Origin of the sequence: Zhongshania aquatica (genome assembly GCF_027257955.1) — a bacterium.
Lineage (GTDB): Bacteria > Pseudomonadota > Gammaproteobacteria > Pseudomonadales > Spongiibacteraceae > Spongiibacter > Spongiibacter aquatica.
Genome location: NZ_JANZNQ010000009.1, coordinates 61,891 through 85,225, shown reverse-complemented (window position 1 = coordinate 85,225; position 23,335 = coordinate 61,891). Strand labels below are relative to the sequence as shown.

Below are 23,335 nucleotides of genomic sequence, written 5' to 3'. Positions count from 1 at the left end.
AAGGCTAGGTCGCACTTTAGCCTACTTCAATCAGCGCAACACTACCGTCATCATGTAACTCTGCAGTATGTCCCTGTGGCTCCTCGAGAAATTGCACCGCCACAAACACCACCGCCGCACAGGCCGCAATAACCATAAAGAAGTTTGCATTACTCACAAACGACAACACCGTTAAGAAAATCACCGCACCGACATTACCGTAAGCCCCTGTCATGCCTGCAATTTGGCCAGTCATGCTGCGCTTAACTAAGGGCACTATCGCAAATACTGCACCCTCGCCCGCCTGAACAAAGAAAGAACAGCACATAGTTGCAATCACAGCCAACCAAACGGGCCAAGCCGATTCGATCTGACTCAACACCATATAACCCACAGCTAAGCCTGCAACCAAAATAGACAACGATTTACGACGACCAAATTTATCAGACAAGTAACCGCCACCGGGACGCGCCGCCAAATTCATAAACGCAAAACCTGACGCCAACAAACCGGCCTCAACCGCGCTCAAGGTAAACGTGTCCATAAAGAACAGGGGCAGCATAGAAACCACCGCCAACTCAGACCCAAAGGTTACAAAATACGCAACATTAAGAATGGCCACCTGCTTGAACTTGTACTGCTGCATTGACGGAATAGCAACATTATTAATCACATCACTATTCACCCGCAAAATTTGGCTGACCTGCACCACAAACAAAACCGCTAACACCACATATAGCGCGACAGAGGCAAATTCGCTGAGCAATCCCAAATTCACCGGCGACAACTTCCAAGTCAGCACGGCCAAGGCAAGGTACATGGGCACACACATGACAATGTAAAAGATCAAGTCGCGCTTACTGCTCACTACCAAGCCACCGGATTTCTTAGGCTTAAAGTAAGTTGACCCTTTTGGCGTATTGCGAGCGCGCCAGTAGAAGAAAAAGCCGTAGAGAAACGCCAGCAAACCCGTGCTTGCGATTGCGTAGCGCCAACCGTCATCGCCACCAAAATACAATGCCAAGGTCGGCAGGCTCATTGCCGCGGCGGCGGAACCGAAGTTACCCCAGCCACCGTAAACGCCCTCAGCCAAACCTACTTGACGCGCGGGAAACCACTCACCAACCAGGCGAATACCGATAACAAAACCAGCGCCAATAAAGCCCATTAAAAATCGCAACAGGGCGATCATTTCATAGCTATTTGCCATCGCAAAAGCGACGCACACCAGACCACCGGAAACAAGCAAGGCACTAAAAACAATACGTGGGCCGAAGCGGTCCACCAACATACCAACAATCACCCGCGCCGGTATTGTTAGCGCCACGTTCAAAATCATGAGCGCTTTAACCTGCTGAGTACTCAGATCAAAGGCTTCTTTGATAGCCGACAGCATCGGCGCAAAGTTAAACCACACAACAAAAGTCAGAAAGAACGCAAACCAACTTAAGTGCAACAAGCGAATCTTATCTTGCTTGAGATCAAGCACATTTAAGGTTGAAGAGGACATCAACGGCTCCTAAAAGGTCACAAAGGTATCTGCAGACCCAGGGGCAATCCCTATGCCAAACTAATTTTTCGCATTAATCAACAAAACATAAGCCATTGTTTTAAATAACCTTATTAGTATAAATTAAAATCAAATTTGCCAAAACGCACCAGAATGAATCACCCCAAGAGATAGATCTCAACACCCAGATCGCACCATAACAATGCGCAGCGCCCCAACACGCCCCGACCACCCAAGGATTTTTCTTTCGAAATCGCCCCAACAAAGCGCACAAACACAAGAAGACCCAATAAAATCAACGACTTAAATGCTCAACCATGCCATGGCATAGCTTTTGCTAATAACCTTTTAGATTGCATGAGCACCTAAAACAGCGACGGCCAGCGGCCAACGCATGAGTATGTATTAAAGGATGTAAAGATGACTGACAAACAACGCCTGCTTATTGTTGGTAACGGTCCCGTTGGCCACCAATTTATCGAATCCATAGTCGAGAGCGGTCAGTCCGATCAATTCGACATCACGGTCATCGGCGAAGAACCCCGCCCAGCTTACGACCGCGTTCACTTAACCGCTTGGTTTGAAACCCGCGAAGCCGACTCTCTTAATATGGTGAAAGAAGGCTTTTATAGTAATAACAACATCACGGCGCTGAGTAACGAGAAAGTCACCGAAATTGATCGCGCGAATAAAGTAGCCACCACCGACAAAGGCGAAAAATACGCCTACGACAAACTCATCTTATCTACTGGTTCCTTCCCATTTGTGCCACCGGTACCGGGTCACGACCGCCAAAACTGCTTTGTATACCGCACCATAGAAGATCTAGAAGCAATCACCGCAGCGGCAAAAAACGCTAAAGTCGGCGCAGTCGTAGGCGGCGGCCTATTGGGTTTAGAAGCCGCTAAGGCAATAAAAGACCTCGGCCTAAAAACCCACGTTATTGAATTTGCACCGCGCCTGATGGCGGTGCAAGTAGATGAAGGTGGCGGTGCCCTGCTGCGCAGAAAGATTGAAGATTTGGGTGTGTCTGTTCACACCCAGAAAAACACCCAGCAAATTATTGATGGCAACGATTGCATTCATAAACTGCAATTTGCCGATGGCGCAGAACTAGAAACCGACATACTTGTATTCTCCGCCGGTATTCGCCCACAAGACGCACTAGCCCGGCAAAGTGACTTGGAGGTGGGAGAACGTGGCGGCATTGTTATCAACGACAACTGCCAAACATCTGATCCAGCAATTTATGCCATTGGCGAATGTGCTTTATGGGGCGGTCGCATTTACGGCCTTATCGCGCCAGGTTGGGATATGGCCCGCGCCGCGGCCGACCACGTAATAGGTAGCAGCGAAAAAACCTTCACCGGCGCTGACATGAGCACCAAGCTCAAACTTATGGGTGTTGATGTCGCCTCAATCGGTGATGCCCACGCCAGCACCCCCGGCGCCAAGTGCTACACCTTTATCGACGAAAAAGCCGAAGTGTATAAAAAGATTGTCGTCACCGAAGACGGACAGCATTTATTGGGTGCAGTATTAATTGGTGAAGCAAACGACTACGGCACCCTGCTGCAGTTTGCCCTTAACAAAATCGAGCTACCTGAACACCCAGAAAGCATGATTTTACCTGCGTTAGACGGCAGCGCAGGAGTTGGCCTTGGCGTAGACGCACTACCCGACGTCGCTCAAATCTGTTCTTGTAACAACGTTAGCAAAGGTGATCTTTGTGCTGCCGTACAAGACGGCGCAATGACCGTTGGCGATTTAAAAGCCTGCACTAAGGCGGCCACTACCTGCGGCGGCTGTACTGCGCTGGTTGGCCAAGTGTTGAACGCAGAGCTCACCAAAATGGGCGTTGAGGTCAACACCGATCTCTGCGAGCACTTCCCTTACACTCGCCAAGAAATTTATCATTTGGTTCGCGTTGGCGAGATTAAATCATTCGATGAGTTATTGGAAAAGCACGGCAGTGGCCACGGCTGCGAAATTTGCAAACCTACAGCAGCGTCTATACTTGCCTCCTGCTGGAATGACTACATACTCGAACCCAAGCACGCTGCGCTACAAGACACCAACGACCGCTTCTTAGCCAATATGCAAAAGAACGGCACTTATTCAGTCGTACCGCGCATGGCGGGCGGCGAGGTCACCCCCGACGGCTTAATTGCCGTTGGCCAAGTGGCAAAAAAATACAATCTTTACACCAAAATTACCGGAGGCCAGCGCGTTGATCTATTCGGCGCCACCCTCGACCAACTACCACGCATTTGGGAAGAGCTCATAAGTGCCGGTTTTGAATCTGGTCACGCCTACGGTAAGTCGCTACGCACAGTAAAATCCTGTGTCGGCTCTACATGGTGCCGCTACGGCGTGCAAGACAGCGTGGGCAAAGCGATAGACTTAGAAAATCGCTATAAAGGCCTGCGCTCCCCCCACAAACTGAAAATGGCGGTATCGGGTTGCACACGGGAGTGCGCGGAAGCACAGAGCAAAGACGTCGGTGTCATCGCCACCGAAAAAGGCTGGAACCTGTACCTATGTGGCAATGGCGGTATGAAACCACGGCACGCGGACCTGTTTGCATCAGATATAGATACCGACACCATGGTCAAATATATCGATCGCTTCCTGATGTTTTATGTGCGCACCGCCGACCGCCTACAGCGTACCTCGGTATGGATGGAGAATTTAGAAGGTGGCCTAGATTATCTTCGCAAAGTCATCATCGACGACTCACTGGGAATTTGCGCCGACCTAGATGCGGAAATGGCACACGTGGTAGACACCTACCAATGCGAATGGAAAACCACTATTGAAAACCCAGAGAAAGTTAAGCAATTCCGCAGCTTTGTGAATGCCGACAAGAGCGACAAAGAAATCGTATTTATTCAGGAGCGCGGTCAAATTCGCCCCGCGACTGAGGCAGAGAAAATTGCCGATTCCGATTTAATCGCCGTTGCTTAAACACGCTTAATCAACACGCTGATCGGCACATAATTATTGTTGATCAGCACCGAATTTATATGAGGACTACCCAATGTCATGGACAACCGTTTGCAGTATCGATGACATACTGCCCAACACAGGTGTTGCCGCTTTAATTGAGGAAATGCAAGTGGCCGTATTCCGCGTTGACGATACAATTTATGCACTCGCCAATAAGGATCCGTTTAGCAATGCCAACGTCCTTTCCAGAGGCATAATCTGCAGCATTAAAGGCACCTTAGTTGTAGCATCACCAATTTATAAGCAGCATTTCAGTCTTGAAGCAGGCCAATGCCTCGAAGACGACAGCGTATCTATAGCCTGCTATGAAGCCCGCACCGAAGGCAATTCGGTACAGATTCGCATTGCCCATTAAACCAGAATACAACGACGCCCCGCGGCGGGTTTAAACTTAGTCTCCCCCTCGTCCGGCCACCACATCTGTGGTGCCGGCTTTTTTCCGCTATTCGCCTACCTTAAAAACGCCTAAGCACTTCGAAACTTATGGAGATATTTAGGAAAATATCACTAGAACGCGATGACATCGCCACGCCATTTAACTCACTCGCAATATAATTCAACGTCCACACAGTGCTAACCGAGGCACCAAGCCCGCCTGTGTTAAAACACCGCCTTAGCATCCGCAGCAAACAGCGGCAATAAACTTGTCACCATGCGGCCCGGCTTATCCGAGCCCCCATCACTCAAGGCTACATAGCCATGAGCTACAAAATTAAACCCATTGTGCAGCGCGGCGCCCAAAATAGCCGTAGCCAAGGCCTCCGTATCCGCCGACTTTGCTAAAACACCCATGCCCTGAAACTCTACAAAGCGTGCCACTACCATATCGTGCAAAGGATGACGTTTTTCTCCCATCGTACTGGCTGTGTATTCTTCCCTTCCCCACAGCGATGAGGTCAGTGGAATAATAGCTGTGTAAAACAATTGCGCCTTCTGATAGACATCTTGCAGCCACATGCCGATATCATCCTGAGGGTCTGCATTAACAGCAGCTTTTACTGCCTGCACCTCAGGTAGACGTTCGCCGACTAAGGCATAAAGTAAACCCGCCTTGTCACCAAAATTATTGAACACACTTGCTTCTGTCGTACCAGCACACTCTGCGATGCGCCGCGTCGTCATCACCGCAATACCCTCGCTTTGCAGCAACTCGTACGCGGCATCTAATATTTTCTCCCTAACTCGGGGTCTGGCCATCCATCTATTCCTCAAAATCACCGATACAGCAAAATTATTGTTGTCGGCGAAAAAGTCCGTTTTTAACAGCTAACGTAAACGCCACTATACGGCGCAAAATCCCATTAAGATGAGATAAAACGACGAAAATTTCAAAAGTACGCGGCAGACTCCTAAGCATAAAATATCTACCTAAGGCGTGACCACTAAAAAATGTGCCACACTAGCAGTGAAATAAAAACACTAAGCAAGCGGGGAAACAACATGACAACTGTACCCACAACAATAACAACAGAGCGTCGCCCGCCCCTGCTCTGGGTATGCATAAATCGACCCCATGCACGAAATGCCGTAGACGGCCAAACAGCACAGCTACTCGCCAAGGCCTTTAGCGATTTTGACGCAGCCCCAGAGTTGTCTGTGGCCATTCTACAGGGCGCGGAAGATAACTTTTGTGCGGGTGCAGATTTAAAAGCCGTTGCCAGTGAGGACCCATCCCGTCGAAACCCTCTTAGCGATGACGGCATTGGCCCGATGGGGCCGAGCCGGATGTGTTTGAGTAAACCTGTTATCGCCGCTATCGACGGCTACTGCGTTGCTGGCGGCCTAGAGCTCGCCCTGTGGTGCGATATGCGCATTGCTACCGAACGCACTGTATTCGGCGTATTCTGCCGCCGCTTTGGCGTACCACTAATAGACGGCGGTACGGTGCGCCTACCACGCTTAATTGGTATGAGTCGCGCTATGGATATGATCCTGACCGGGCGCCCAGTAGCCGCAGCAGAGGCGCTTGCAATGGGCCTAGCCAACCGGGTCGTTACTCCAGAAAACCTCCAAGCGAGCGCGGAACAACTTGCGCAGCAAATAGCCGCGTTTCCACAGCAATGTTTAAGAAACGACCGGCAAAGTGCCTACCAGCAATGGGGAATGAGCGAAGCTGACGCAATTAGAAACGAGTTCTCCCTGGGCATGGAAACCCTGTCAAGCGGCGAAACCGTAGCCGGCGCCAAAGACTTCACTAAAGGCCTTGGCCGTCACGGTAAAGATAAAGGCCAAAGCGGCTGAAATCACAAGCAAATCGAAAACACGGAACGATTAGCAACATCACCATTCTAAATTCTGGCGCTGGCATTCGTACTTAGCTAGCAAACCCCAACAACCTAGGTGAATGGATGCCTTTTTTCCGCCAGATTTCCACCAACACATCGCAGCGCGGCCACCGGCAAAAGCCCGCGTTGTGGCTGTTATTGACTAGCGCATTACTATTCAGCGTCACCGCATTCGCAGCGAACGACCTCACTGAAACCAGTAACACCAACAATTCCAAACACCACACTGAAATACCAAGCGACCTAGATGTAGACGAAATCACCGTCGTCAGCTATCAAGAAGAGGAATTCAACGACCCACTGATGGGTTTTAATCGCGCGATGTTTGCGTTCAATGACATCAGTTATCGATACGTACTCATTCCCGTTGCCAAAACCTACAACTACATTGCACCTAAGCCCGTCAGAACCGGCGTCAGCAACGTCTTCTCGAACATCAAAGCCCCCATCACCATCATTAACCAACTTCTGCAATGGAAGCCAGCAAAAGCAGGCAAGACAACCGCACGCTTTTTAGTAAACACCACCATAGGGATTGCCGGTATTTTTGACCCAGCCAAAGCATGGTTTGATTTACCAAAAGACGAAACTGGATTTTCAGACACCTTAGCCGAATACGGCAGTGGATACGGCACCTACCTAGTCCTTCCGTTTATCGGGCCATCTGACTTGCGCAGCGGCACTGGCGTGGTGGCAGACTATTTCCTAAACCCCATCCCCCACATCACCGAACAGCCAGACACCAGTTTGATTATGGCAGCAGATGCCGAACAAGAATTTGCACCGAAGGCCGAGAGCTACGAAACCCTCCACGCAAAAAGCAAAGATCCCTACCTATTTTTCCGCAATATGTACCTGCAAGGAATATTGCGAGATCAGGAATTTAAACATGAGGAATCACCAAGCAAACCAATACAACAATAATAGGAACGTCGTTCATGCTTGAAGCACTCATTAAACGCCACAAAATCATTTTGCTAATCTTCGCTTTACTCGTGATTTTCTTCGGATGGCACAGCAGAAGCTTTGAAATAAACGCATCGACAGACACATTAATATCTGAAAACAATCTCGAGTTTATAAAGAGCCAGAAAGTAAATCAGGCGTTTTCACCGGAAGAGTTTCTAATTATTGCCTATCACCCCAAAGATGGGGATATCTTCTCTGCGAAAAGCCAAGCCAATATCTCAGAAATTAGTCAAAAAATTAAGCGACTTAATCGCGTAAAATCCGTGCGCTCGGTAATGAATGTTCCATTACTGTCCAAGGCAAGTCAGGGGCTCAGCACGGAGATGAACCCAAGCGATTTCACCCAAGAAAATCTGCAACTCTCGGCATCTGAGTTACGTCGCATCTTCAAAGACCATCCAATCTACGACGGCCTTCTCATCAATCACGAGCAAACCGCCAGCGGCATCCAAGTCCTATTCAAAACCAGTATATTTTTACAAAATATCGACGCAGACATTCTTGCCATCCAATCAAAGCTATTAGACGGACCGCTGTCGAACGAAGACAAAGAAACACTAAATGAATTAAAAGCAAAGGCCGCCCCATTAGAAAAAAGATTGAGAGAAACCCGCAACAAAGAAATTGAACAATTACGTAAAATCACTAACGACTACAGCGACGAAGCCGACCTCTACTTAGGTGGCGCACATGTTCTTGGCTACCAACTAATTAATATTATTCAACATGATTTAGCTGTGTTTGGCAGCGCCATTGGACTCGCTATTTGTTTGCTGATTTTCGCTGTATTTCGCCGTATTAGCTGGGTAATTATTACGATTACATGTTGTGCCAGCTGTCTATTCATTACTATTGGCGCCTTTGGCTTAATTGGACTCAAGGCCACCGTTATTTCATCTAATTTTATCTCACTACAGCTAATACTCAGCCTCGCTATTGTTATCCATCTCATTGTGCAGTACCGCGAAGATATACAGAACAACCCGGAAATGTCACAGCAGGAGCTAGTACTCCTCACCTTAAAAAGTAAAATCGCCCCGTGCTTCTTTGCAGGCTTTACGACCTCATTCGGCTTTGCATCCTTGCTACTCAGTGAAATTGAGCCAGTCAAAGCGTTTGGCTTGATGATGATTATTGCCATGGCGGTATCCATCTTATGCACCCTACTTCTCTTTCCAGCCTTACTACTGCTATTTTCCCGAGAAGAATCGCCTAGCAATAACTTCATACTGTTAAAGCCGGTTCACTGGGTTCAGCGAACATGTATTAGAAATAGCTCAGCGATTATGGCGTTTAGCGCCGTCTTTTTTATCGCCAGTATTTTTGGATCACTTCGCCTTGACGTTGAAAACAGTTTTATTAATTACTTTGCCAGCGATACCGAGGTACACAAGGAACTAAGTTTTATCGACAAGGAATTTGGTGGGTCTACCCCCCTTGATATTATCTATACGCCACCAGAGGCACCCACCCCGTATAACAATCTCGTCCTCCATGCCCGCGATATTCACAACGTTCAGAGAATACAAAAAGCACTTGGTGAATTCGAGGCGATGGGAACGCGGCTATCGGTATTCAACTTCACCCAGCTCGCAAAGCAAATCAATAACAACAAACCTCTAACAGAGTACGAACTAACAGCAATTTATTGGACCTTAGACAAAAGTATTCGCGAAGACCTACTCAATAGCTTTTTAATCGAACCCCCAACCCAGCTTCGGATCAGCGCCAGAATTAAAGACAGCACCAAAAATCTAGACCGTGGCGCCATGCTGGCTGAGATTAACAAGAAAATTCAGGACTTAGGTATTCCAGCAGAAAACTACCAGCTAAGTAATTTATTTGTGCTTTATCAAGCTATGCTGGAACAATTATTCACCTCGCAAATACTAACCCTAGGCGCGGTCTTTATTGCCCTAGGAATTGCTTTTTTCTTGATATTTAAATCGGCTAAAATTGCCGTCATTGCCATTATACCCAATATTATTTCCGCTATTGCGATCTTGGGTGTTATGGGTTGGTGTGACATTCCACTAGACTTTATGACCATGACCATCGCAGCCATCGCAATGGGGATTGCAGTAGATGACACCATCCATTACATCCACCGCTACTTACTGGAACTGAAAACCAATACCGCAGAAAAAGCAGTGGAGCGCAGCCACCAAAGTGTGGGCTACGCCTTAATTTACACCTCGATTATTATCGCTATCGGTTTTGCACTGCTCGGCTTTTCAGACTTTGTACCCAGCGTATTATTTGGTTTACTCACCGGTTTAGCGATTATCATCGCACTGGTCGCCGACATGACTTTACTACCAGTGCTATTACACAAATTTGTACGCGGTAATGTTCGTGATAATACAACTGACACCCCCGATGAGGTCACCAATTAGCTTGCGTGCTAGACATCGGTAATGGCTGGCAGTCAAAAAACGCAAAATCCTGAGGAATTCAGGGCTGCCATTGCGCATTTAGTTATCGGCGAGGCTACCCGTGTAGCCTTAGGCAGTCGCGCAAAAGCACTATGGGGCAGCGGTGATGGCCTAACCCCTTTATTCAGTAGTTATTTCCTTGATGACAATGCAAAAAAAGCTGATAAGTAAATGCCCACAGGCCTGATAATCAAAAACCCGCGACAGACTCCTCCATCACGGGCCAATTTCAAACGCTATGTGTATCGCCTATAGAGCTTAAATTAAACCAGTTAGTGCGAGCGACCACCACGCCAATAAGCCCACCTGCACTAGAAACGCAGGGAAACGCACTAGGAAAATCATCAAATGATGAATTGAAATAATATGTGACACCGACTGCACCACCCGCGCACCAACATAGATTGGGGCCAGCCCGTCGGTGACCGCGGACTGATCGCTAACGTGAGCAAGCAAAATAACACCAACGAACAAGGGCACTGTTTCTAAACTATTGCTAAGCGCATCGCCTATACGCTTTACCGACTGACTGTCTTGTAACTCACGTCCGCGGGTCCAAGCGTCAGCCTTACGTTGCGCGCTCATTACCATAAAGCCGCGATAGGCAATCACAACAAAATACAATAGTAATACCCAGCCAATATAGCCAGCCATCGCCATTAGGGATGTAGTCATCTTATTCTCTCCGATTGTGCGTAAATTTATGGCGCAGTGTGCCACTAAGATTCAATAAAATCAGCATCAGGTTACGCCGATTCGAAAACTCAGATAAGATGCCAGAAAACAAATAACGGTTCTAATATGCCAATCCGCGTACAAATTTTATTGCTACCCGAGACCATGCTTTCCACGTTGACCGGCCCCCTAGATCTACTTTCAACTGCAGGTTCTCTCTGGCCGCTATTGATGGGCACCGAGCCTCAAACCTTGTTTGACGTAGAGCTGATTTCAAGTACACGCGAACCATTGTGCTTTGCTGGCGGCTTAACGATTCATCCCCAAAAAACCCTCGACCAAGCCGGCCCGACAGATGTTGTTTATGTACCGTCTATATTCATCATGCCAGACGGCGAGTTACCCGCCAGCGTATCACTGGCAAGCAACTGGCTTAACCAGCAACACAGGGACGGCGCCATGCTGTGCTCAGCGTGTACTGGCGCCTTTGTATTGGCCGAAACCGGCTTGCTAAAGGGCTTGCCTGCGACAACACATTGGGCCTTTAGCGAGCTATTTCAGCAGCGCTTTGCCAATGTGCAATTTAAAAACAACGCTGTGCTGGTTGTGAATAGTGATGCACGCCTAACGACTGCCGGCGCCAATGCCAGCTGGCAAGATCTAATTCTTCACATCATAAAAAGTACGACAAACGAGCGCGTGGCCGAAGAGACTCGGCGCCTGTTCTTGATCGACAATCATGACTCTAACCAGGGCGCCTATTCGCACTGCAATTTGCAGATCACGACGTCAGACAATGAAGTCGCCAAAGCCCAGTCTTGGCTTCAAGCTAATTTGGCTGCCTCCTTACCCGTAGAGAAAGTTGTTCAGCAAAGCGCCCTCCCTGAGCGCACATTCAAAAGACGCTTTAAACAGCACACCTGCATGACAGTGATTGCGTATATACAAATGCTACGCATCGACGCGGCTAAAACACGGCTAGTGAACAGCGACGACAGTATTGAACAAATTGCAAGTGACGTCGGCTACCAAGATTCGAGTTATTTTCGCAGAATATTTGCCAGGGAAACTGCACTAAGCCCATCACAATATCGACGAAAATGGAAATAGGATTAATGCAGATCTAATATTATGGTTTAGGCAAAGTGTACTAGCAAGAAAGCCAGCACTAAAACTTATCACGGTTGCGCTACTAACTCATTTACGTAAAGTCATAATCGAACTACTCAAACACATCGTTGCGCGACATATCGCAAATTTTGTAGATTCGTTTTTTAATTCGCTCCTTTTTCAGGCTACGGAAGAAGGACTCTACGACGGCGTTGTCCAAACAGTTACCCCGTCGACTCATACTCGGTTGTAAATTATGCTCCTTACAGAAGCGTTGAGGCTGTAGAAAAACCCACTAAGGTGTAGCCAGTTTAGAGTGAATCAACTTACGCACACAGTGTGAGTCGCATGCAATCCACCCTCGCGTTTTAGGTATCAAGCCACAGAGCTAGTATTCCGCTCAGGCGTAAACTCGGGGCCGAAGGGCTTGGTAATTAACAATAGCGCCGGCATAAACAGCATGTCCGCCAACAATGCCACGCAAATTGCGACACTGAGTAAAACTCCGAAACTAGAAATAATTTCTAGTTGAGATAATAGATAGCACGAGAAGGCACCAAGTAGAATAAGTGTCGTAATCACCAGCGCGGGCCCAACGTCGCGCATGGAGTCAGCCAAGGCTGCACGGTAGCTACCGGAATTCATAAAGCAGCGTCTGAACCGAATAACCAAATGCAAGGTGTCATCAACGGCGATACCAATAGCAATTGTGGCCAGCAACAACTTCATATAATCGAGATGCACGCCGAGCCAGCCCATTAAGCCCAAAACGACAATAACCGGGGCAAGGTTAGGAATCATCGCCAGCAAACCAACTTTAAACGAGCCGAAAGCTAAACAGAGGAAACCGGTGACCATTACAAAGAGCAGACTGTAGCCAAAGAGTTGTGTGTCGGAAATATACTCACCCATTTTCACCCACATTAGACCAATCCCGGTTTTACGCACGCTCGCACCAGGAATCGGATTTTTCTCGATATAGTCATCTATCGTCGCCAGCAACTTAGTAATCTCTGAGGAGCCGCTCATTTCTACGCGCATTTCCAAAACGGTACGACTGTAATTTTGGCCTACGAATTCCTGCAGTTCCTCTCCACCGGATATTTCATAGACTAAGAAATACTGCGCCGTTAAGTTGCGGTCTTCGGGTAGGCGGTACCACTGGGGATCATCACCATGAAAGCTGCGGTTAAGGTCTTTTTGGATATCGACAACTGAATAGGTCTTTTTAACTAAGGGCTGGGACTCAGCAAACTGTTGAATGCGATCAATTGCGTGCAATACCTCAGGGTTCTTAATACCTTCAGCTTCGTCGGTATCAATGACATAGGTCACATTCAAAATACCACCCATCACGTTCTCGGCAAGCTCCGTGTGCTGACGCCATTCGGTATGGGGCTTAAAGTCTTCGAGAAAATTAAAATCAACCTTTACCTGACTCAAGCCGACTAAGAAGATGACTAAAATTGATGCACCCAAACCCAGTAACGTTTTGGGATGATTCAAATTAATTGAGATGCAGCGCTCAACAAACCAAAGAATCGCCGGCTGGACAGCGGGCCGATGCTTTTTATCGGGATTTACCGGAGACGACTTTCCGAAGGACAGCGCCACCACCAATAAGGTCATCGACAAGATGAACGTAAACATGACCCCAGACGCAGCGTACAAGGCCATTTCGCTCAGAACTTTTAATTGCGAGACGGTCATCACCAAAAAGCCCACCGCCGTTGTGACCGACGCAAGTAGACAGGCGCCACCTACTTTCGATATCGCTATTTTTACCGACGTTTTACGATCACCGGTCTCAGCGAAGGCGCGCTGAAATTCCAATAAAATATGGACAGACTGGGCAACACCCACCGCGCACAGCAAGGTGGGCACAATACCGAAAAATAAACCCAGCACCCAGCCAAACGCGCCCATCATGCCCATTACCATAACGATACTGAGCACCACCACCGCCAATGGCCCGAATAGACCAAGCAAGCTGACACGAAATAGCAGAAAAGACAGTACTGCCAACAACACTAAGGTTACCAATGTTCCAATCGCCGCGTCTTCCATAAATATATGGTTGTATGCGGAGTTCATCGGCACATCGCCAGTAATAAAAAAGTCGATACCTGCGTATTCGGGCCGAGCCAATATTTCCCTCAGCTTATTATCGCTGACCTGCGGGTAGAGGTTCTCCAGCTCATTTCCTTTCGCTTCGTCGTAAATAATATCTTCGAGGGGATCAACACTACTGCGTTCCATTTCTAAAATAATGGCGGCGTAATCGGCTTTCTTGTTAATGAGGTAATCGACATATAGGGGACGACTTAGCACCTCGTCGCGCAGTTTTAAAAGCGCGTCTTGATCTGCGGGTAAATCCAGCATTAGCTCATCGACATTTATAGAATCACCGTCGGCGCGAATAAATTCGACGGTAGGTAGACTAATAACATCTCGCACATAGGGCACTTCATCTTCAAATGCCTGAGCAAGCTTCGCTATCTGCCCCATCGCCTCGTAATTGAATGGGCCATAGGGACGATCTGGTACGCGGTAAATAATATAGGCCACTTCGTCCGACAGGAATTCGTCAAGATATTCCGTATAGGCAACATAGACCGGATCACTCTTATCAAAATAGGCATCCAAGCTATTGTCGCTTTGCACTTTACCCGCAAAGAACACGCCCAAGCCAAGCATAGACAGGGATAGGAGCAGTACGAGGAAACGATGATTTACCGCCCAATTAGCTATAGAACCAAATACCGCATCTACCTTATCAACAAATTTATTCCCCTGAACCGACATGGGTATACAGCTCCGATTTATAATTATTTTTCCAAGTAAAAAAACAAATCACGTTTGCAAACCAAGCCGACATCGCTCCTAAAGCACTGTAGTGAAGCGAGCTAAATCGATTAATTCAGGACGTGTAGACAAGAACGTGTTATTTGTGGAACGATTATGCTGAGTTCATTAGCCACAAACAATAATCATTAACATTAAGTAATAATTAACACTCTGGAGCTTTCCACGTGAGTATCAAATTCCTCCCTACCGGCATTCTGTGCCTGCTATTTTTATGTGCCGCAAACGCAGCTACCGCTGACTCTCTCGAAAATGCGCAAGAAAAGGGATTAGCGATCGCGACAGAAATGAAAAGCCGAGATCGCGGCTGGGTAGACAGCAGTGCCGAAATGGAAATGGTTCTGCACACCCGTGGCGGTAGAGAAACCCGCCGAGAAATGCGAGTCCTCGCTTTAGAGGTGCAAGATGATGGCGACAAGTCAATGACCATCTTCGACAGCCCAAATGACGTTAAAGGCACCGCATTCCTGAGTTTTACCCACAACAATGCCGACGACGACCAATGGCTGTATTTACCCGCATTAAAGCGTGTTAAGCGTATTGCCTCTAAAAACAAATCTGGACCGTTTATGGGCAGCGAGTTCTCTTACGAAGACCTTAGTTCCTTTGAGGTGGAGGAATACGACTACCGCTGGCTGCGTGACGAAGAGGTAAACGGGGAATTATGTTATGTGGTCGAAATCATTCCCCGCGACAAATACTCAGGCTATAGCCGCGAAATTGTCTGGATAGATCAAGTCCACTATCGCGCTCTAAAAATTGAATTCTATGATCGTAAAGAGAGCGTGTTAAAGACCTTAACTCTGAGCGACTACCAACTGCACTTAGACAAGTTCTGGCGGCCAGCAAAGCAAACCATGGTGAATGAGCGCAACGGTAAAAGCACCGAGGTATTTCTGCGTAACTACCAGTTCCGCAGCGGTTTAGACGAACAAGACTTTACTGAAAACAGCCTCAAACGCGCACGGTAATGTAGGCCAAGATGATAAAAGTAAAACTGTGTGCCGGCGCATTATTGGCAAGCCTCATTCCATCGCTAAGCCATGCGGAATTTCTTGGTTATGTCGGCGTTCAAGCGCGGGCCTTTCCAAGCACCGCCGTCGACCCCGCGCAGGGCTCCGAAACTCTGTCTGGCATTCTCGCCCCCGAGTGGTATCAGCAGTGGAATGACGGTGAAGATAGTTTCAATATAAAGGCCTTCTTCCGCTACGACAGCCAAGACGACGAGCGCAGCCACGCTGATATACGAGAGCTATATTGGCAGCACGTTGGCAGCAACTGGGAACTCAGTGTCGGCATAAATACTATTTTCTGGGGCGCCACCGAATCACAGCATCTGGTAGACATTATTAATCAAACCGACGCAGTGGAAGCACCCGACGGTGAGGATAAGCTCGGCCAGCCGATGATTCACTATGCCAGCATTCAGGATTGGGGCGTAGTCGACGTATTTGTTTTACCCGGCTTCCGCAGCCGCGACTTTGTCGGCGAAGAGGGCCGCCTGCGCTCAATACCCATCACGCTTAGCGACAAAGAGCAGTACCAATCAGATAAGGAAGACGAGCATATCGACTACGCGCTGCGCTGGAGTCACTACCTTGGCGACTGGAACGTGGGGCTGTCATGGTTTCAGGGCACCTCTCGCGATCCGCTGTACATTCCCCAAATAACGGCAACGGATGCCTATTTGGCACCCTACTACGCACTCATAGAACAGAGCGGTCTGGACCTACAATATGTGAGCGGTGATTGGCTATGGAAGGTAGAAGCCATATACCGGCGCGGAATTGGTCACTCAATAGCAGAGGACTACGCCGCGACCACAGCAGGCTTTGAATACACACTAACCGGTATAAATAGCCTGTATTGGGACCTAGGCTTGTTGCTTGAATACTCCTACGACTCCAGACCCAGACTCAGCGCAGCGCCCTTTCAAAATGACATATTTGTTGGTGCCCGCCTCAGCCTCAATGATATCGCATCCAGCGAATTGCTCTTCGGATACAGCCAAGATGCAGACGATCAGCAAAGTCGGAATGCCTTCGTCGAAGCCAGTACACGGCTTGGTGACAGCACCCGCATCACTGTCGAGGCCTACCACTTTCACAGTGAAAGCAATCAAGACCCTATCTACTCATTACGCAGAGACAGCTATATTGAACTAGGCTTGGAATATTATTATTAGGCATATACCCAGACCGACGCGATTTTGCCGACAGACCTGTATACTCGAATACGGAAACACATCAATAATAACGATATTTGAATTCATACACTAACAACAAAGAAGCACCCTGTGCGCAGAACTCGCTACATTTTATTGGCTATACTTTGCCTCGCAATTGTGGGCGGATCACTCTATGGCTACTACGGCTATAGCCCTGCACCGCCACATCCAAACTTAAGCAGCAAGTTGCACGAAGGCAGTATTTCGATAGACGGCAGAGAGCGACACTATACATTTTATGTGCCCGCCAATATTGGCGATGATCCTGCCTTGGTTTTTATATTGCATGGCTCGCTGCAATCAGTAAACGACATTCGCAAGTTCACCGCTTATGAATTTGAACGCCTTGCCGATGAGCACAGCTTTATTCTCGTGTATCCCGCAGGTTACAAGAACAACTGGAATGATTGTCGAGCTACAGCGAGCTACCCTGCACGTAAAGAAAACATAAACGACATAAAATTTATAAGCACACTCATTAGCGAATTTCATCAGCGCTTAGGAAGCGACACAGCCAAAACCTTTATTGCAGGTTATTCGAACGGAGGCCATTTAGGATTTCGTTTTGCTATGGAGAGTCCCAACAGTGTTGCAGCTATTGCGGCGATAAGCGCAAGCCTCCCGACACCAGAGAATCTAGCCTGCACAGATAGCGGCGCGGCGGTTCCGGTATTAATCATGAACGGTACTGAAGATCCAATAAACCCTTACTACGGCGGCCAGGTCACCTTATTTGGCTTTGGCGATCGCGGTCAGGTTTTATCCTCCGTCGCGAGTGCAGAGTACTTCGCCCACAAAGCGGGATACCACGGCGCGCCTAGTGAAATTAAGCACTTCCCCAACGTTCAAAGGAATGATCCCACCGCAACTAAATACTACCGGTGGCGTGACGATAAACGTCCTGAAGTCATTCTATATACCATTACCGACGGCGGCCATACCATTCCGCAACCAGTATTTAGACCACCACGTATTTTGGGTGCCAGTAGTATAGAGATAAATGGCCCAGAAGAAATTTGGGCTTTTTTTGCGCGGCAAATCAAAAATAAAAATACGCCAAACAACGATGCAGAGCTGGGTTCTAATACAGACTTAACTGACGCTCTTGATAACTATTAGGCGGCATATATACCAGTTCGTCGCCGCATTTAATTTCGCCAGACTCCACTATCTTTGCACACAAACCACCGTAGCCCAGCATTGCCACAAGACCGCCCTTACCGAGTGCAGCCTCCATACGCGAGCACGGATGACATTGCGCTGTCGCCTGAAAAACCGCGCTGCCAATTTGAAAATACTGATGACGCAAGGCATTTAAATTAACGCCCGACACCAGCAGGTTACGCCTCAAGATGTTTGCGGGAATATTATCTATACCGAGGTTATCGGCAATGGCACGAATGAATTCAACACTGATGATACTCACCTGTCGCGCAGAACCTTTGCTACCCTCTAAACGACGATCTCCCTGCAAACCGCGGTCGGCAATTGCAATCGTCTTCGCTACCGAAACCATGGGCTCCTTGCGCGCAGGACGCAATCCGATCCACTCCAATTTACCGGGAGGAAGATTATCTAAAAAGCGAGCTATCAGTCGCCCTTGTGCATTCATTGCTATTCCTAAATTATCGTTTTACGTATTAAAAAGAAGCCAGCACGGACTCCTGCCAATCTGCTGGGAGATAGGCAAGATCCTCCACCTCATCTATATCATGAACCGTACTATATTCTGCGTAGCTAAACCCACACTCTGCAAATCGCTGACGAGTTAGTTCGGCGACTATGTGAGTGCTCCAGGGAATTTCGTCAAACACGCGCGCATCATGGCGTCGCAATCCGATTAGCGCGTAACCACCATCAGCACTTGGCGCCAAGCAGGCGTCATGTTTTTTTAATATTTCGGCAGCCCACACTAAAACCGATGAGTTAATTTCTGGGCAATCACTACCCACTATAATCACGGCATCCTGACATTGCAGCTGAGTTGCAGCGGCATTCGCCATTCGCGCGCCCAAATCTTCGCCAAGCTGAGCGCATTTCGCTATGCCATCAGGAATTGCAACACTGTGCCAAAGAGGTGATTCTGGCGACGGCGTCATCCATAGGGTAGTAGTAAATTCAAAATCGCGACGAATACTAGTACAAAGGAGTGCACAATCGCTCAGTATTTTTAATAGCATTTTTTTGGCTAACGCGGCGGCGCCATGAGCACCCAATGCAGGAATTAAACGGGTTTTTGCTAAACCTGCGGCGGGCGCCTTGGCAATAATTTGTATACCTATCCGCAATATCGACGTTGACGGGGGTGAAAATTCTGAAGTCGAACTATTCATAATATTTAGCTAATCGGAGCGGAGACACACCAAACCAATACATAAAACGCAGCCGCCACATTAGGAAGATCGTTTTCCATATCCCTCTCTGCTGCCAACGGCGCCCCGACGTTATTATCTTAGAACGCAAACATCTGGGTGCCGATACCTTGCCGAGTTTGGTAGATAAATCGATATCTTCCATCAAGGGCTGATCTGCAAAACCACCTATTTTATTAAACAAGGATTTCCGCACGAAGATGCCCTGATCGCCCGTGGCAATACCCGTCAAACGCGAGCGCCAATTTATAAAAAATGAAATAACGGCAAACATCTTCGCCTTACCGCTAACACGAATATCAAAACGACCCCATTGGTGATCATGTAAGGTATTTATTACCTCATCTAATCCGCCATTCGGCACCTCGCTGTCAGCATGCAAAAATAAAAGGTAATCTGCATTCGCTTGTGCCGCACCGGCATTCATCTGCTTCGCTCTGCCCTTGTCAGAGTTGATGCAGGAATAGCCGTGCCCAGTAATTATTGCGACTGAATTATCGTGGCTACCACCGTCGACAAATAAAACGTCAATATGATGTATTGAGCTCTGGCAGTGAGCGCCTAAACTCTCAATTTTGGAGGCAAGACCCGCAGCCTCATTCAGCACCGGAACAACGACCGAAAGTGCGGGTTTAGTCTTCGCTGCGCTGGTCATTTAACTGCCAATCATAATCGGTGTATGCGATGCCCAACGTACCGTTTTTTAGGCGTGTCGTAACAGGCACACCGTTGACGACAATACTTATTCCTCTCACTTCCAAACCTAATTCATCAACATACTTTGTTAAGAATTCTGATACTGAATGAATACCGCCCCAGCCCTTCTCGAAATCTTCCTTGTACCATTTAAATATGGGTGAAATATGCAACTCACCATTAAGAAAATAATTACGACTGCGATCACTTAAGAAGTTCCGCGTTACTAGGTCTAACTGGGAATCTAGTTTAGCCGCAGTGTAAGCGTGATTGAGTAATGCCGGGCAGCCAATGCTGGCGCAGTTAACGGCAAAGTGAATACGGCCTTCATCATAGCGACCCGATCCGCGAATAAGATCGTGTTCAATATTATCGAGACTTCGGGTTTCACCAAGCAAGGAAATAAACTCCTTTTTCCACGGTGAACTAAATAGGCTACCAAGGTCTTTTATCGAATCAATATCAGGGTATTCGGTTAACACAAACTCGATAGTCCACGCATTATAGGCGTTGATTAAAAATGCGAGCTGTTCGTCTTTTTTCCAGGAGTCGAAAGTCGCTACAGGTACCGCCGACAAGGCCGTTAAGTAGGCTTGTAAAGTTTTGCGATCATTTTTCATAGCCGCGTAGTCAACACGGCTAGCCTGTCCGTCTTTAATCATAACAACGTGTTGCTGCAGTAATCGTTCCCATAACTGATGAGAAAATCCCTGTGCAAAGGACGGTAGCGCCGCAAACAGTAAAAATACGCCGACAACTACGCCGCAGAAATTATTTTTTATTCTGTTTAACATTCTTATTCTATCCTCGTCGCCATGTATGAAATTTTGTCAACCATAGCAAGGCCCATTGGGGCGTATGTGCTTTCTGCCATTCACCGGCAACATATTTATTTGCCTCCGCCATACTGGGGTAACTGTGAATGGTAGCAAGTATTTTCTTCAATCCTAAACCATGCTTCATCGCCAATACATATTCCGCGAGTAACTCCCCAGCTTGAGCGCCGACAATGGTGACCCCCAAAATACGGTCTTTATTCGGCACAGTAAGCACCTTGATAAAGCCTTCTGCTTGGCTATCGCAAATAGCGCGATCAAGATCATCTATACCGTAGCGAGTAACTTCAAAGGCGATATCTTGTTCGATGGCCTCCGCCTCACTTAATCCGACCCGCGCCACTTCTGGGTCTACATAGGTTACACGCGGAATGAGCGAGTAATCGACTTTAAATTTTTTGAAATCGCCAAACAAGCCATTTACCGCTGCATACCAAGCCTGATGCGCGGCAACATGAGTAAACTGATACGGGCCAACCACATCGCCCGCCAGCAAAATATGAGGGAAGCGTGTTTCTAAGTAGTCGTTGCCTTCAAGCTTTGATGTATCAATATCCAGATTCTCTAATCCATAACCTTTGCTACGCGGCTTACGTCCCACCGCACACAATAAGGTATCGAACTCGATAATTTGCTCTACATCGTTGGCGTCGCATACAACCATACGCTTCTGCTGACCATTGCGCTCGCATCGAATAGCGCGCATACCCGTGATGATGTTCACACCATCGCTGCTAAGTGACTCAGCGACCGCAGCTGCTACGTCCTCATCTTCGCGGATCATTATTCGAGGCAGCATCTCTAATTGAGTTACCGACGAACCAAGGCGGGCAAAGCTTTGCGCTAACTCACACCCTATAGGTCCACCACCCAAAACCAATAACCGTTTTGGAGCTGACTCTTCCTCAGCGAGCGCCGACCACAAGGTATCGCTGGTGAGATAGCCAACGTCTTCGAGACCTGGTAGTGGAGGCACTGCTGGCTCAGCACCAGCAGCAATCACAATGGCCCGGCCCGTTAGCTTTTGAACCTCACCGCTATTCAAGGTGATCTCAACCGTCCACGGATCTATCAAGCGACCATAGCCCTGCAATACCTCAACACCGAGTTCAGTATATCGCTCAACGCTGTCGTGGGGCTCTATGCGAGCAATCACATCTTGGATACGAGCCATAATACGGCGAAAGTCGATACGTGGCTCAGAAGCACTTAAACCGTAGCGCTCACCATGTCGTTGTTGAGCCGCGATCTTTGCGGTTTTGATCAATGCCTTACTGGGCACACAGCCATAGTTGAGGCAATCGCCACCCATTTTATGTGCTTCAATTAAAGTGACTTTGGCTTTCACCGCCGCAGCTATATAAGCACTGACTAAACCCGCGGCGCCGCCACCAATTACGATAAGATTGCGATCAAATTTCTTAGGGCGCGACCACCTCGCGCTTGCTTGCTTCGCACGCAACCACCCGAGAATTTTCTTTGCTACCAAGGGGAATACACCCAGTAACACAAAGGAAAACAACAGGGACGGAGAGAGTATTCCTGACAGGCTTGTTAGTTCGCTAAGCTGACTTCCCGCATTCACATAGACTAGCGTACCGGGCAACATGCCAAGCTGGCTCACCCAATAAAATTGTCTAAGTTTTAACGGCGTTAACGCCATCAACATGTTGATTAGAAAGAACGGGAATAGCGGCACCAGCCTTAAGCTGAAAAGATAAAAACTGCCCTCACGCGCAACGCCCTCGTTAATCGCCTTTAAGCGTTCACCAAAGCGAGCCTGTATTGTGTCTCTCAATACATATCTGGTCATTAGAAACGCCAGTGTGGCGCCAATACTAGACGCGAATGACGCTATTAATAGCCCCCAGCCCAAGCCAAATATAGCGCCAACCAACAATGTCATTACCGCCGCACCGGGCAGCGACAAGGCGGTGATAAGAACATAAGACACAAACAAAATAAGGGCCAATATCAAAGGACGATCGGCCCTCCAAGAGGCTAAATCTATTTGTAGCTGCTTAACCCCTTCAAGGCTGAGGTATTGGTTAAAACCCAGCGCAAAAAAGGCAACAACGGCGGCCGCAATCAGGCTTAAAAACACCATCTTCTTTATCATCACGACCTCTTAATTGCGCTCAACTACCGGATATATGATCACAAATCGAATCACATCTATTACATTACTTCGACAAAAACATAATGGATCACGATAGTCGCTATATTACGCTAAATAAGCGCAGTGCAAATTTCACCACCGACCGCCACGACATGGATTTTTCAACTTATCAAAATAAAGGAGATCACAATATTATCGATATTTTAAGTGCCAGCTGAGACTTTGGCACGGGACTGCACAAAATGCGA

20 protein-coding genes and 1 pseudogene are annotated in these 23,335 nt (G+C 47.9%); 11 read left to right on the top strand and 10 right to left on the bottom strand.

The features are described from left to right. Nucleotides 1-16 precede the first annotated feature (16 nt). Complete coding sequence (locus tag O9X78_RS10980; protein WP_269619730.1) at nucleotides 17-1,489, bottom strand: NarK family nitrate/nitrite MFS transporter; 1,473 nt, start codon at nucleotides 1,487-1,489, stop codon at nucleotides 17-19. Between the two features lie 420 nt (nucleotides 1,490-1,909). Between O9X78_RS10980 and nirB the strand changes: the two genes are divergently transcribed. Both nirB and nirD read left to right on the top strand, forming a co-directional pair. Next, entirely contained in the window at nucleotides 1,910-4,456 is a 2,547-nt protein-coding gene (gene nirB, locus O9X78_RS10975) for a nitrite reductase large subunit NirB (RefSeq protein ID WP_269619729.1), read from the top strand. 73 nt (nucleotides 4,457-4,529) lie between these two features. Continuing rightward, nucleotides 4,530-4,853, top strand: coding sequence for a nitrite reductase small subunit NirD (nirD, locus tag O9X78_RS10970; protein ID WP_269619728.1), 324 nt, complete (start codon nucleotides 4,530-4,532; stop codon nucleotides 4,851-4,853). 245 nt (nucleotides 4,854-5,098) lie between these two features. Here the strand turns inward: nirD and O9X78_RS10965 are convergent, their stop codons facing one another. Beyond that, nucleotides 5,099-5,695, bottom strand: a complete 597-nt coding sequence (locus O9X78_RS10965) for a TetR/AcrR family transcriptional regulator (protein ID WP_269619727.1) — start codon at nucleotides 5,693-5,695, stop codon at nucleotides 5,099-5,101. A 243-nt stretch (nucleotides 5,696-5,938) separates the two neighbouring features. On the opposite strand from O9X78_RS10965, the gene O9X78_RS10960 reads away from it, so the two are divergent. The 4 genes from O9X78_RS10960 to O9X78_RS10945 all read left to right on the top strand — a co-directional run bounded on the left by O9X78_RS10960 (nucleotide 5,939) and on the right by O9X78_RS10945 (nucleotide 10,358). Continuing rightward, nucleotides 5,939-6,739 (top strand): crotonase/enoyl-CoA hydratase family protein, encoded by an 801-nt coding sequence (locus tag O9X78_RS10960; RefSeq protein ID WP_269619726.1) that lies wholly within the window; start codon nucleotides 5,939-5,941, stop codon nucleotides 6,737-6,739. Between the two features lie 107 nt (nucleotides 6,740-6,846). Continuing rightward, complete coding sequence (locus O9X78_RS10955) at nucleotides 6,847-7,707, top strand: MlaA family lipoprotein (protein ID WP_269619725.1); 861 nt, start codon at nucleotides 6,847-6,849, stop codon at nucleotides 7,705-7,707. A 14-nt stretch (nucleotides 7,708-7,721) separates the two neighbouring features. Beyond that, on the top strand, nucleotides 7,722-10,148 hold the full coding sequence (locus O9X78_RS10950) for an efflux RND transporter permease subunit (RefSeq protein ID WP_269619724.1): 2,427 nt from the start codon (nucleotides 7,722-7,724) through the stop codon (nucleotides 10,146-10,148). 21 nt (nucleotides 10,149-10,169) lie between these two features. Then, a complete protein-coding gene (locus O9X78_RS10945) occupies nucleotides 10,170-10,358 on the top strand; it encodes a hypothetical protein (RefSeq protein ID WP_269619723.1) in 189 nt (62 codons plus the stop codon). An 87-nt stretch (nucleotides 10,359-10,445) separates the two neighbouring features. Here the strand turns inward: O9X78_RS10945 and O9X78_RS10940 are convergent, their stop codons facing one another. Next, the gene (locus O9X78_RS10940) at nucleotides 10,446-10,862 is read right to left on the bottom strand and encodes an MAPEG family protein (RefSeq protein WP_269619722.1); all 417 of its coding nucleotides are present in this window, start codon (nucleotides 10,860-10,862) and stop codon (nucleotides 10,446-10,448) included. Nucleotides 10,863-10,988: 126 nt separating this feature from the next. On the opposite strand from O9X78_RS10940, the gene O9X78_RS10935 reads away from it, so the two are divergent. Next, nucleotides 10,989-11,972 carry a GlxA family transcriptional regulator gene (locus O9X78_RS10935; RefSeq protein ID WP_269619721.1) on the top strand — a complete coding sequence of 328 codons (984 nt, stop codon included), beginning with the start codon at nucleotides 10,989-10,991 and terminating at the stop codon, nucleotides 11,970-11,972. Between the two features lie 115 nt (nucleotides 11,973-12,087). Here the strand turns inward: O9X78_RS10935 and O9X78_RS10930 are convergent. Both O9X78_RS10930 and O9X78_RS10925 read right to left on the bottom strand, forming a co-directional pair. Beyond that, a pseudogene (locus tag O9X78_RS10930) lies at nucleotides 12,088-12,249 on the bottom strand (IS3 family transposase); the annotation flags it as partial. Between the two features lie 98 nt (nucleotides 12,250-12,347). Then, nucleotides 12,348-14,777, bottom strand: coding sequence for an efflux RND transporter permease subunit (locus O9X78_RS10925; RefSeq protein WP_269619720.1), 2,430 nt, complete (start codon nucleotides 14,775-14,777; stop codon nucleotides 12,348-12,350). Between the two features lie 227 nt (nucleotides 14,778-15,004). Between O9X78_RS10925 and O9X78_RS10920 the strand changes: the two genes are divergently transcribed. The 3 genes from O9X78_RS10920 to O9X78_RS10910 all read left to right on the top strand — a co-directional run bounded on the left by O9X78_RS10920 (nucleotide 15,005) and on the right by O9X78_RS10910 (nucleotide 18,183). Further along, nucleotides 15,005-15,808 carry an outer membrane lipoprotein-sorting protein gene (locus O9X78_RS10920; protein WP_269619719.1) on the top strand — a complete coding sequence of 268 codons (804 nt, stop codon included), beginning with the start codon at nucleotides 15,005-15,007 and terminating at the stop codon, nucleotides 15,806-15,808. An 11-nt stretch (nucleotides 15,809-15,819) separates the two neighbouring features. Then, entirely contained in the window at nucleotides 15,820-17,022 is a 1,203-nt protein-coding gene (locus tag O9X78_RS10915; protein ID WP_269619718.1) for a hypothetical protein, read from the top strand. Nucleotides 17,023-17,133: 111 nt separating this feature from the next. Next, nucleotides 17,134-18,183, top strand: coding sequence for a CE1 family esterase (locus tag O9X78_RS10910; RefSeq protein WP_269619717.1), 1,050 nt, complete (start codon nucleotides 17,134-17,136; stop codon nucleotides 18,181-18,183). On the opposite strand, the gene O9X78_RS10905 is transcribed toward O9X78_RS10910, so the two are convergent. Genes O9X78_RS10905 through O9X78_RS10885 form a run of 5 tightly spaced genes read right to left on the bottom strand, consistent with a single transcriptional unit; the run spans nucleotide 18,146 to nucleotide 23,087 of the window. Beyond that, a complete protein-coding gene (locus O9X78_RS10905) occupies nucleotides 18,146-18,676 on the bottom strand; it encodes an MOSC domain-containing protein (protein ID WP_269619716.1) in 531 nt (176 codons plus the stop codon). The two genes, O9X78_RS10910 and O9X78_RS10905, sit on opposite strands and share 38 nt — an antisense overlap. 28 nt (nucleotides 18,677-18,704) lie before the next feature. Continuing rightward, nucleotides 18,705-19,397: a TIGR04282 family arsenosugar biosynthesis glycosyltransferase gene (locus O9X78_RS10900; protein ID WP_269619715.1), complete on the bottom strand. Its 693-nt coding sequence runs from the start codon at nucleotides 19,395-19,397 to the stop codon at nucleotides 18,705-18,707. Next, complete coding sequence (locus O9X78_RS10895; RefSeq protein ID WP_269619714.1) at nucleotides 19,390-20,091, bottom strand: TIGR04283 family arsenosugar biosynthesis glycosyltransferase; 702 nt, start codon at nucleotides 20,089-20,091, stop codon at nucleotides 19,390-19,392. Before O9X78_RS10895 ends, O9X78_RS10900 begins: the two co-directional genes overlap by 8 nt. Next, nucleotides 20,069-20,926: a DUF547 domain-containing protein gene (locus tag O9X78_RS10890; protein WP_269619712.1), complete on the bottom strand. Its 858-nt coding sequence runs from the start codon at nucleotides 20,924-20,926 to the stop codon at nucleotides 20,069-20,071. The genes O9X78_RS10895 and O9X78_RS10890 overlap by 23 nt, the downstream gene beginning before the upstream one ends. Nucleotides 20,927-20,933: 7 nt before the next feature. Next, a complete protein-coding gene (locus O9X78_RS10885) occupies nucleotides 20,934-23,087 on the bottom strand; it encodes a dihydrolipoyl dehydrogenase family protein (protein WP_269619711.1) in 2,154 nt (717 codons plus the stop codon). Between the two features lie 83 nt (nucleotides 23,088-23,170). Between O9X78_RS10885 and O9X78_RS10880 the strand changes: the two genes are divergently transcribed. Next, nucleotides 23,171-23,305, top strand: coding sequence for a hypothetical protein (locus tag O9X78_RS10880; RefSeq protein ID WP_269619710.1), 135 nt, complete (start codon nucleotides 23,171-23,173; stop codon nucleotides 23,303-23,305). The last annotated feature ends 30 nt before the right edge of the window (nucleotides 23,306-23,335 follow it).

What these genes read in the sequence shown, in the direction of transcription:
- O9X78_RS10960 (WP_269619726.1), top strand. Translation starts at nt 5,939, where the DNA reads ATGACAACTGTACCCACAACAATAACAACAGAGCGTCGCCCGCCCCTG.
- O9X78_RS10925 (WP_269619720.1), bottom strand. Translation starts at nt 14,777, where the DNA reads ATGTCGGTTCAGGGGAATAAATTTGTTGATAAGGTAGATGCGGTATTT.
- O9X78_RS10965 (WP_269619727.1), bottom strand. Translation starts at nt 5,695, where the DNA reads ATGGCCAGACCCCGAGTTAGGGAGAAAATATTAGATGCCGCGTACGAG.
- O9X78_RS10895 (WP_269619714.1), bottom strand. Translation starts at nt 20,091, where the DNA reads ATGACCAGCGCAGCGAAGACTAAACCCGCACTTTCGGTCGTTGTTCCG.
- O9X78_RS10935 (WP_269619721.1), top strand. Translation starts at nt 10,989, where the DNA reads ATGCCAATCCGCGTACAAATTTTATTGCTACCCGAGACCATGCTTTCC.
- O9X78_RS10890 (WP_269619712.1), bottom strand. Translation starts at nt 20,926, where the DNA reads ATGTTAAACAGAATAAAAAATAATTTCTGCGGCGTAGTTGTCGGCGTA.
- O9X78_RS10880 (WP_269619710.1), top strand. Translation starts at nt 23,171, where the DNA reads ATGGATCACGATAGTCGCTATATTACGCTAAATAAGCGCAGTGCAAAT.
- nirD (WP_269619728.1), top strand. Translation starts at nt 4,530, where the DNA reads ATGTCATGGACAACCGTTTGCAGTATCGATGACATACTGCCCAACACA.
- nirB (WP_269619729.1), top strand. Translation starts at nt 1,910, where the DNA reads ATGACTGACAAACAACGCCTGCTTATTGTTGGTAACGGTCCCGTTGGC.
- O9X78_RS10915 (WP_269619718.1), top strand. Translation starts at nt 15,820, where the DNA reads ATGATAAAAGTAAAACTGTGTGCCGGCGCATTATTGGCAAGCCTCATT.
- O9X78_RS10940 (WP_269619722.1), bottom strand. Translation starts at nt 10,862, where the DNA reads ATGACTACATCCCTAATGGCGATGGCTGGCTATATTGGCTGGGTATTA.
- O9X78_RS10885 (WP_269619711.1), bottom strand. Translation starts at nt 23,087, where the DNA reads ATGATAAAGAAGATGGTGTTTTTAAGCCTGATTGCGGCCGCCGTTGTT.
- O9X78_RS10945 (WP_269619723.1), top strand. Translation starts at nt 10,170, where the DNA reads ATGGCTGGCAGTCAAAAAACGCAAAATCCTGAGGAATTCAGGGCTGCC.
- O9X78_RS10900 (WP_269619715.1), bottom strand. Translation starts at nt 19,397, where the DNA reads ATGAATAGTTCGACTTCAGAATTTTCACCCCCGTCAACGTCGATATTG.
- O9X78_RS10905 (WP_269619716.1), bottom strand. Translation starts at nt 18,676, where the DNA reads ATGAATGCACAAGGGCGACTGATAGCTCGCTTTTTAGATAATCTTCCT.
- O9X78_RS10955 (WP_269619725.1), top strand. Translation starts at nt 6,847, where the DNA reads ATGCCTTTTTTCCGCCAGATTTCCACCAACACATCGCAGCGCGGCCAC.
- O9X78_RS10950 (WP_269619724.1), top strand. Translation starts at nt 7,722, where the DNA reads ATGCTTGAAGCACTCATTAAACGCCACAAAATCATTTTGCTAATCTTC.
- O9X78_RS10980 (WP_269619730.1), bottom strand. Translation starts at nt 1,489, where the DNA reads ATGTCCTCTTCAACCTTAAATGTGCTTGATCTCAAGCAAGATAAGATT.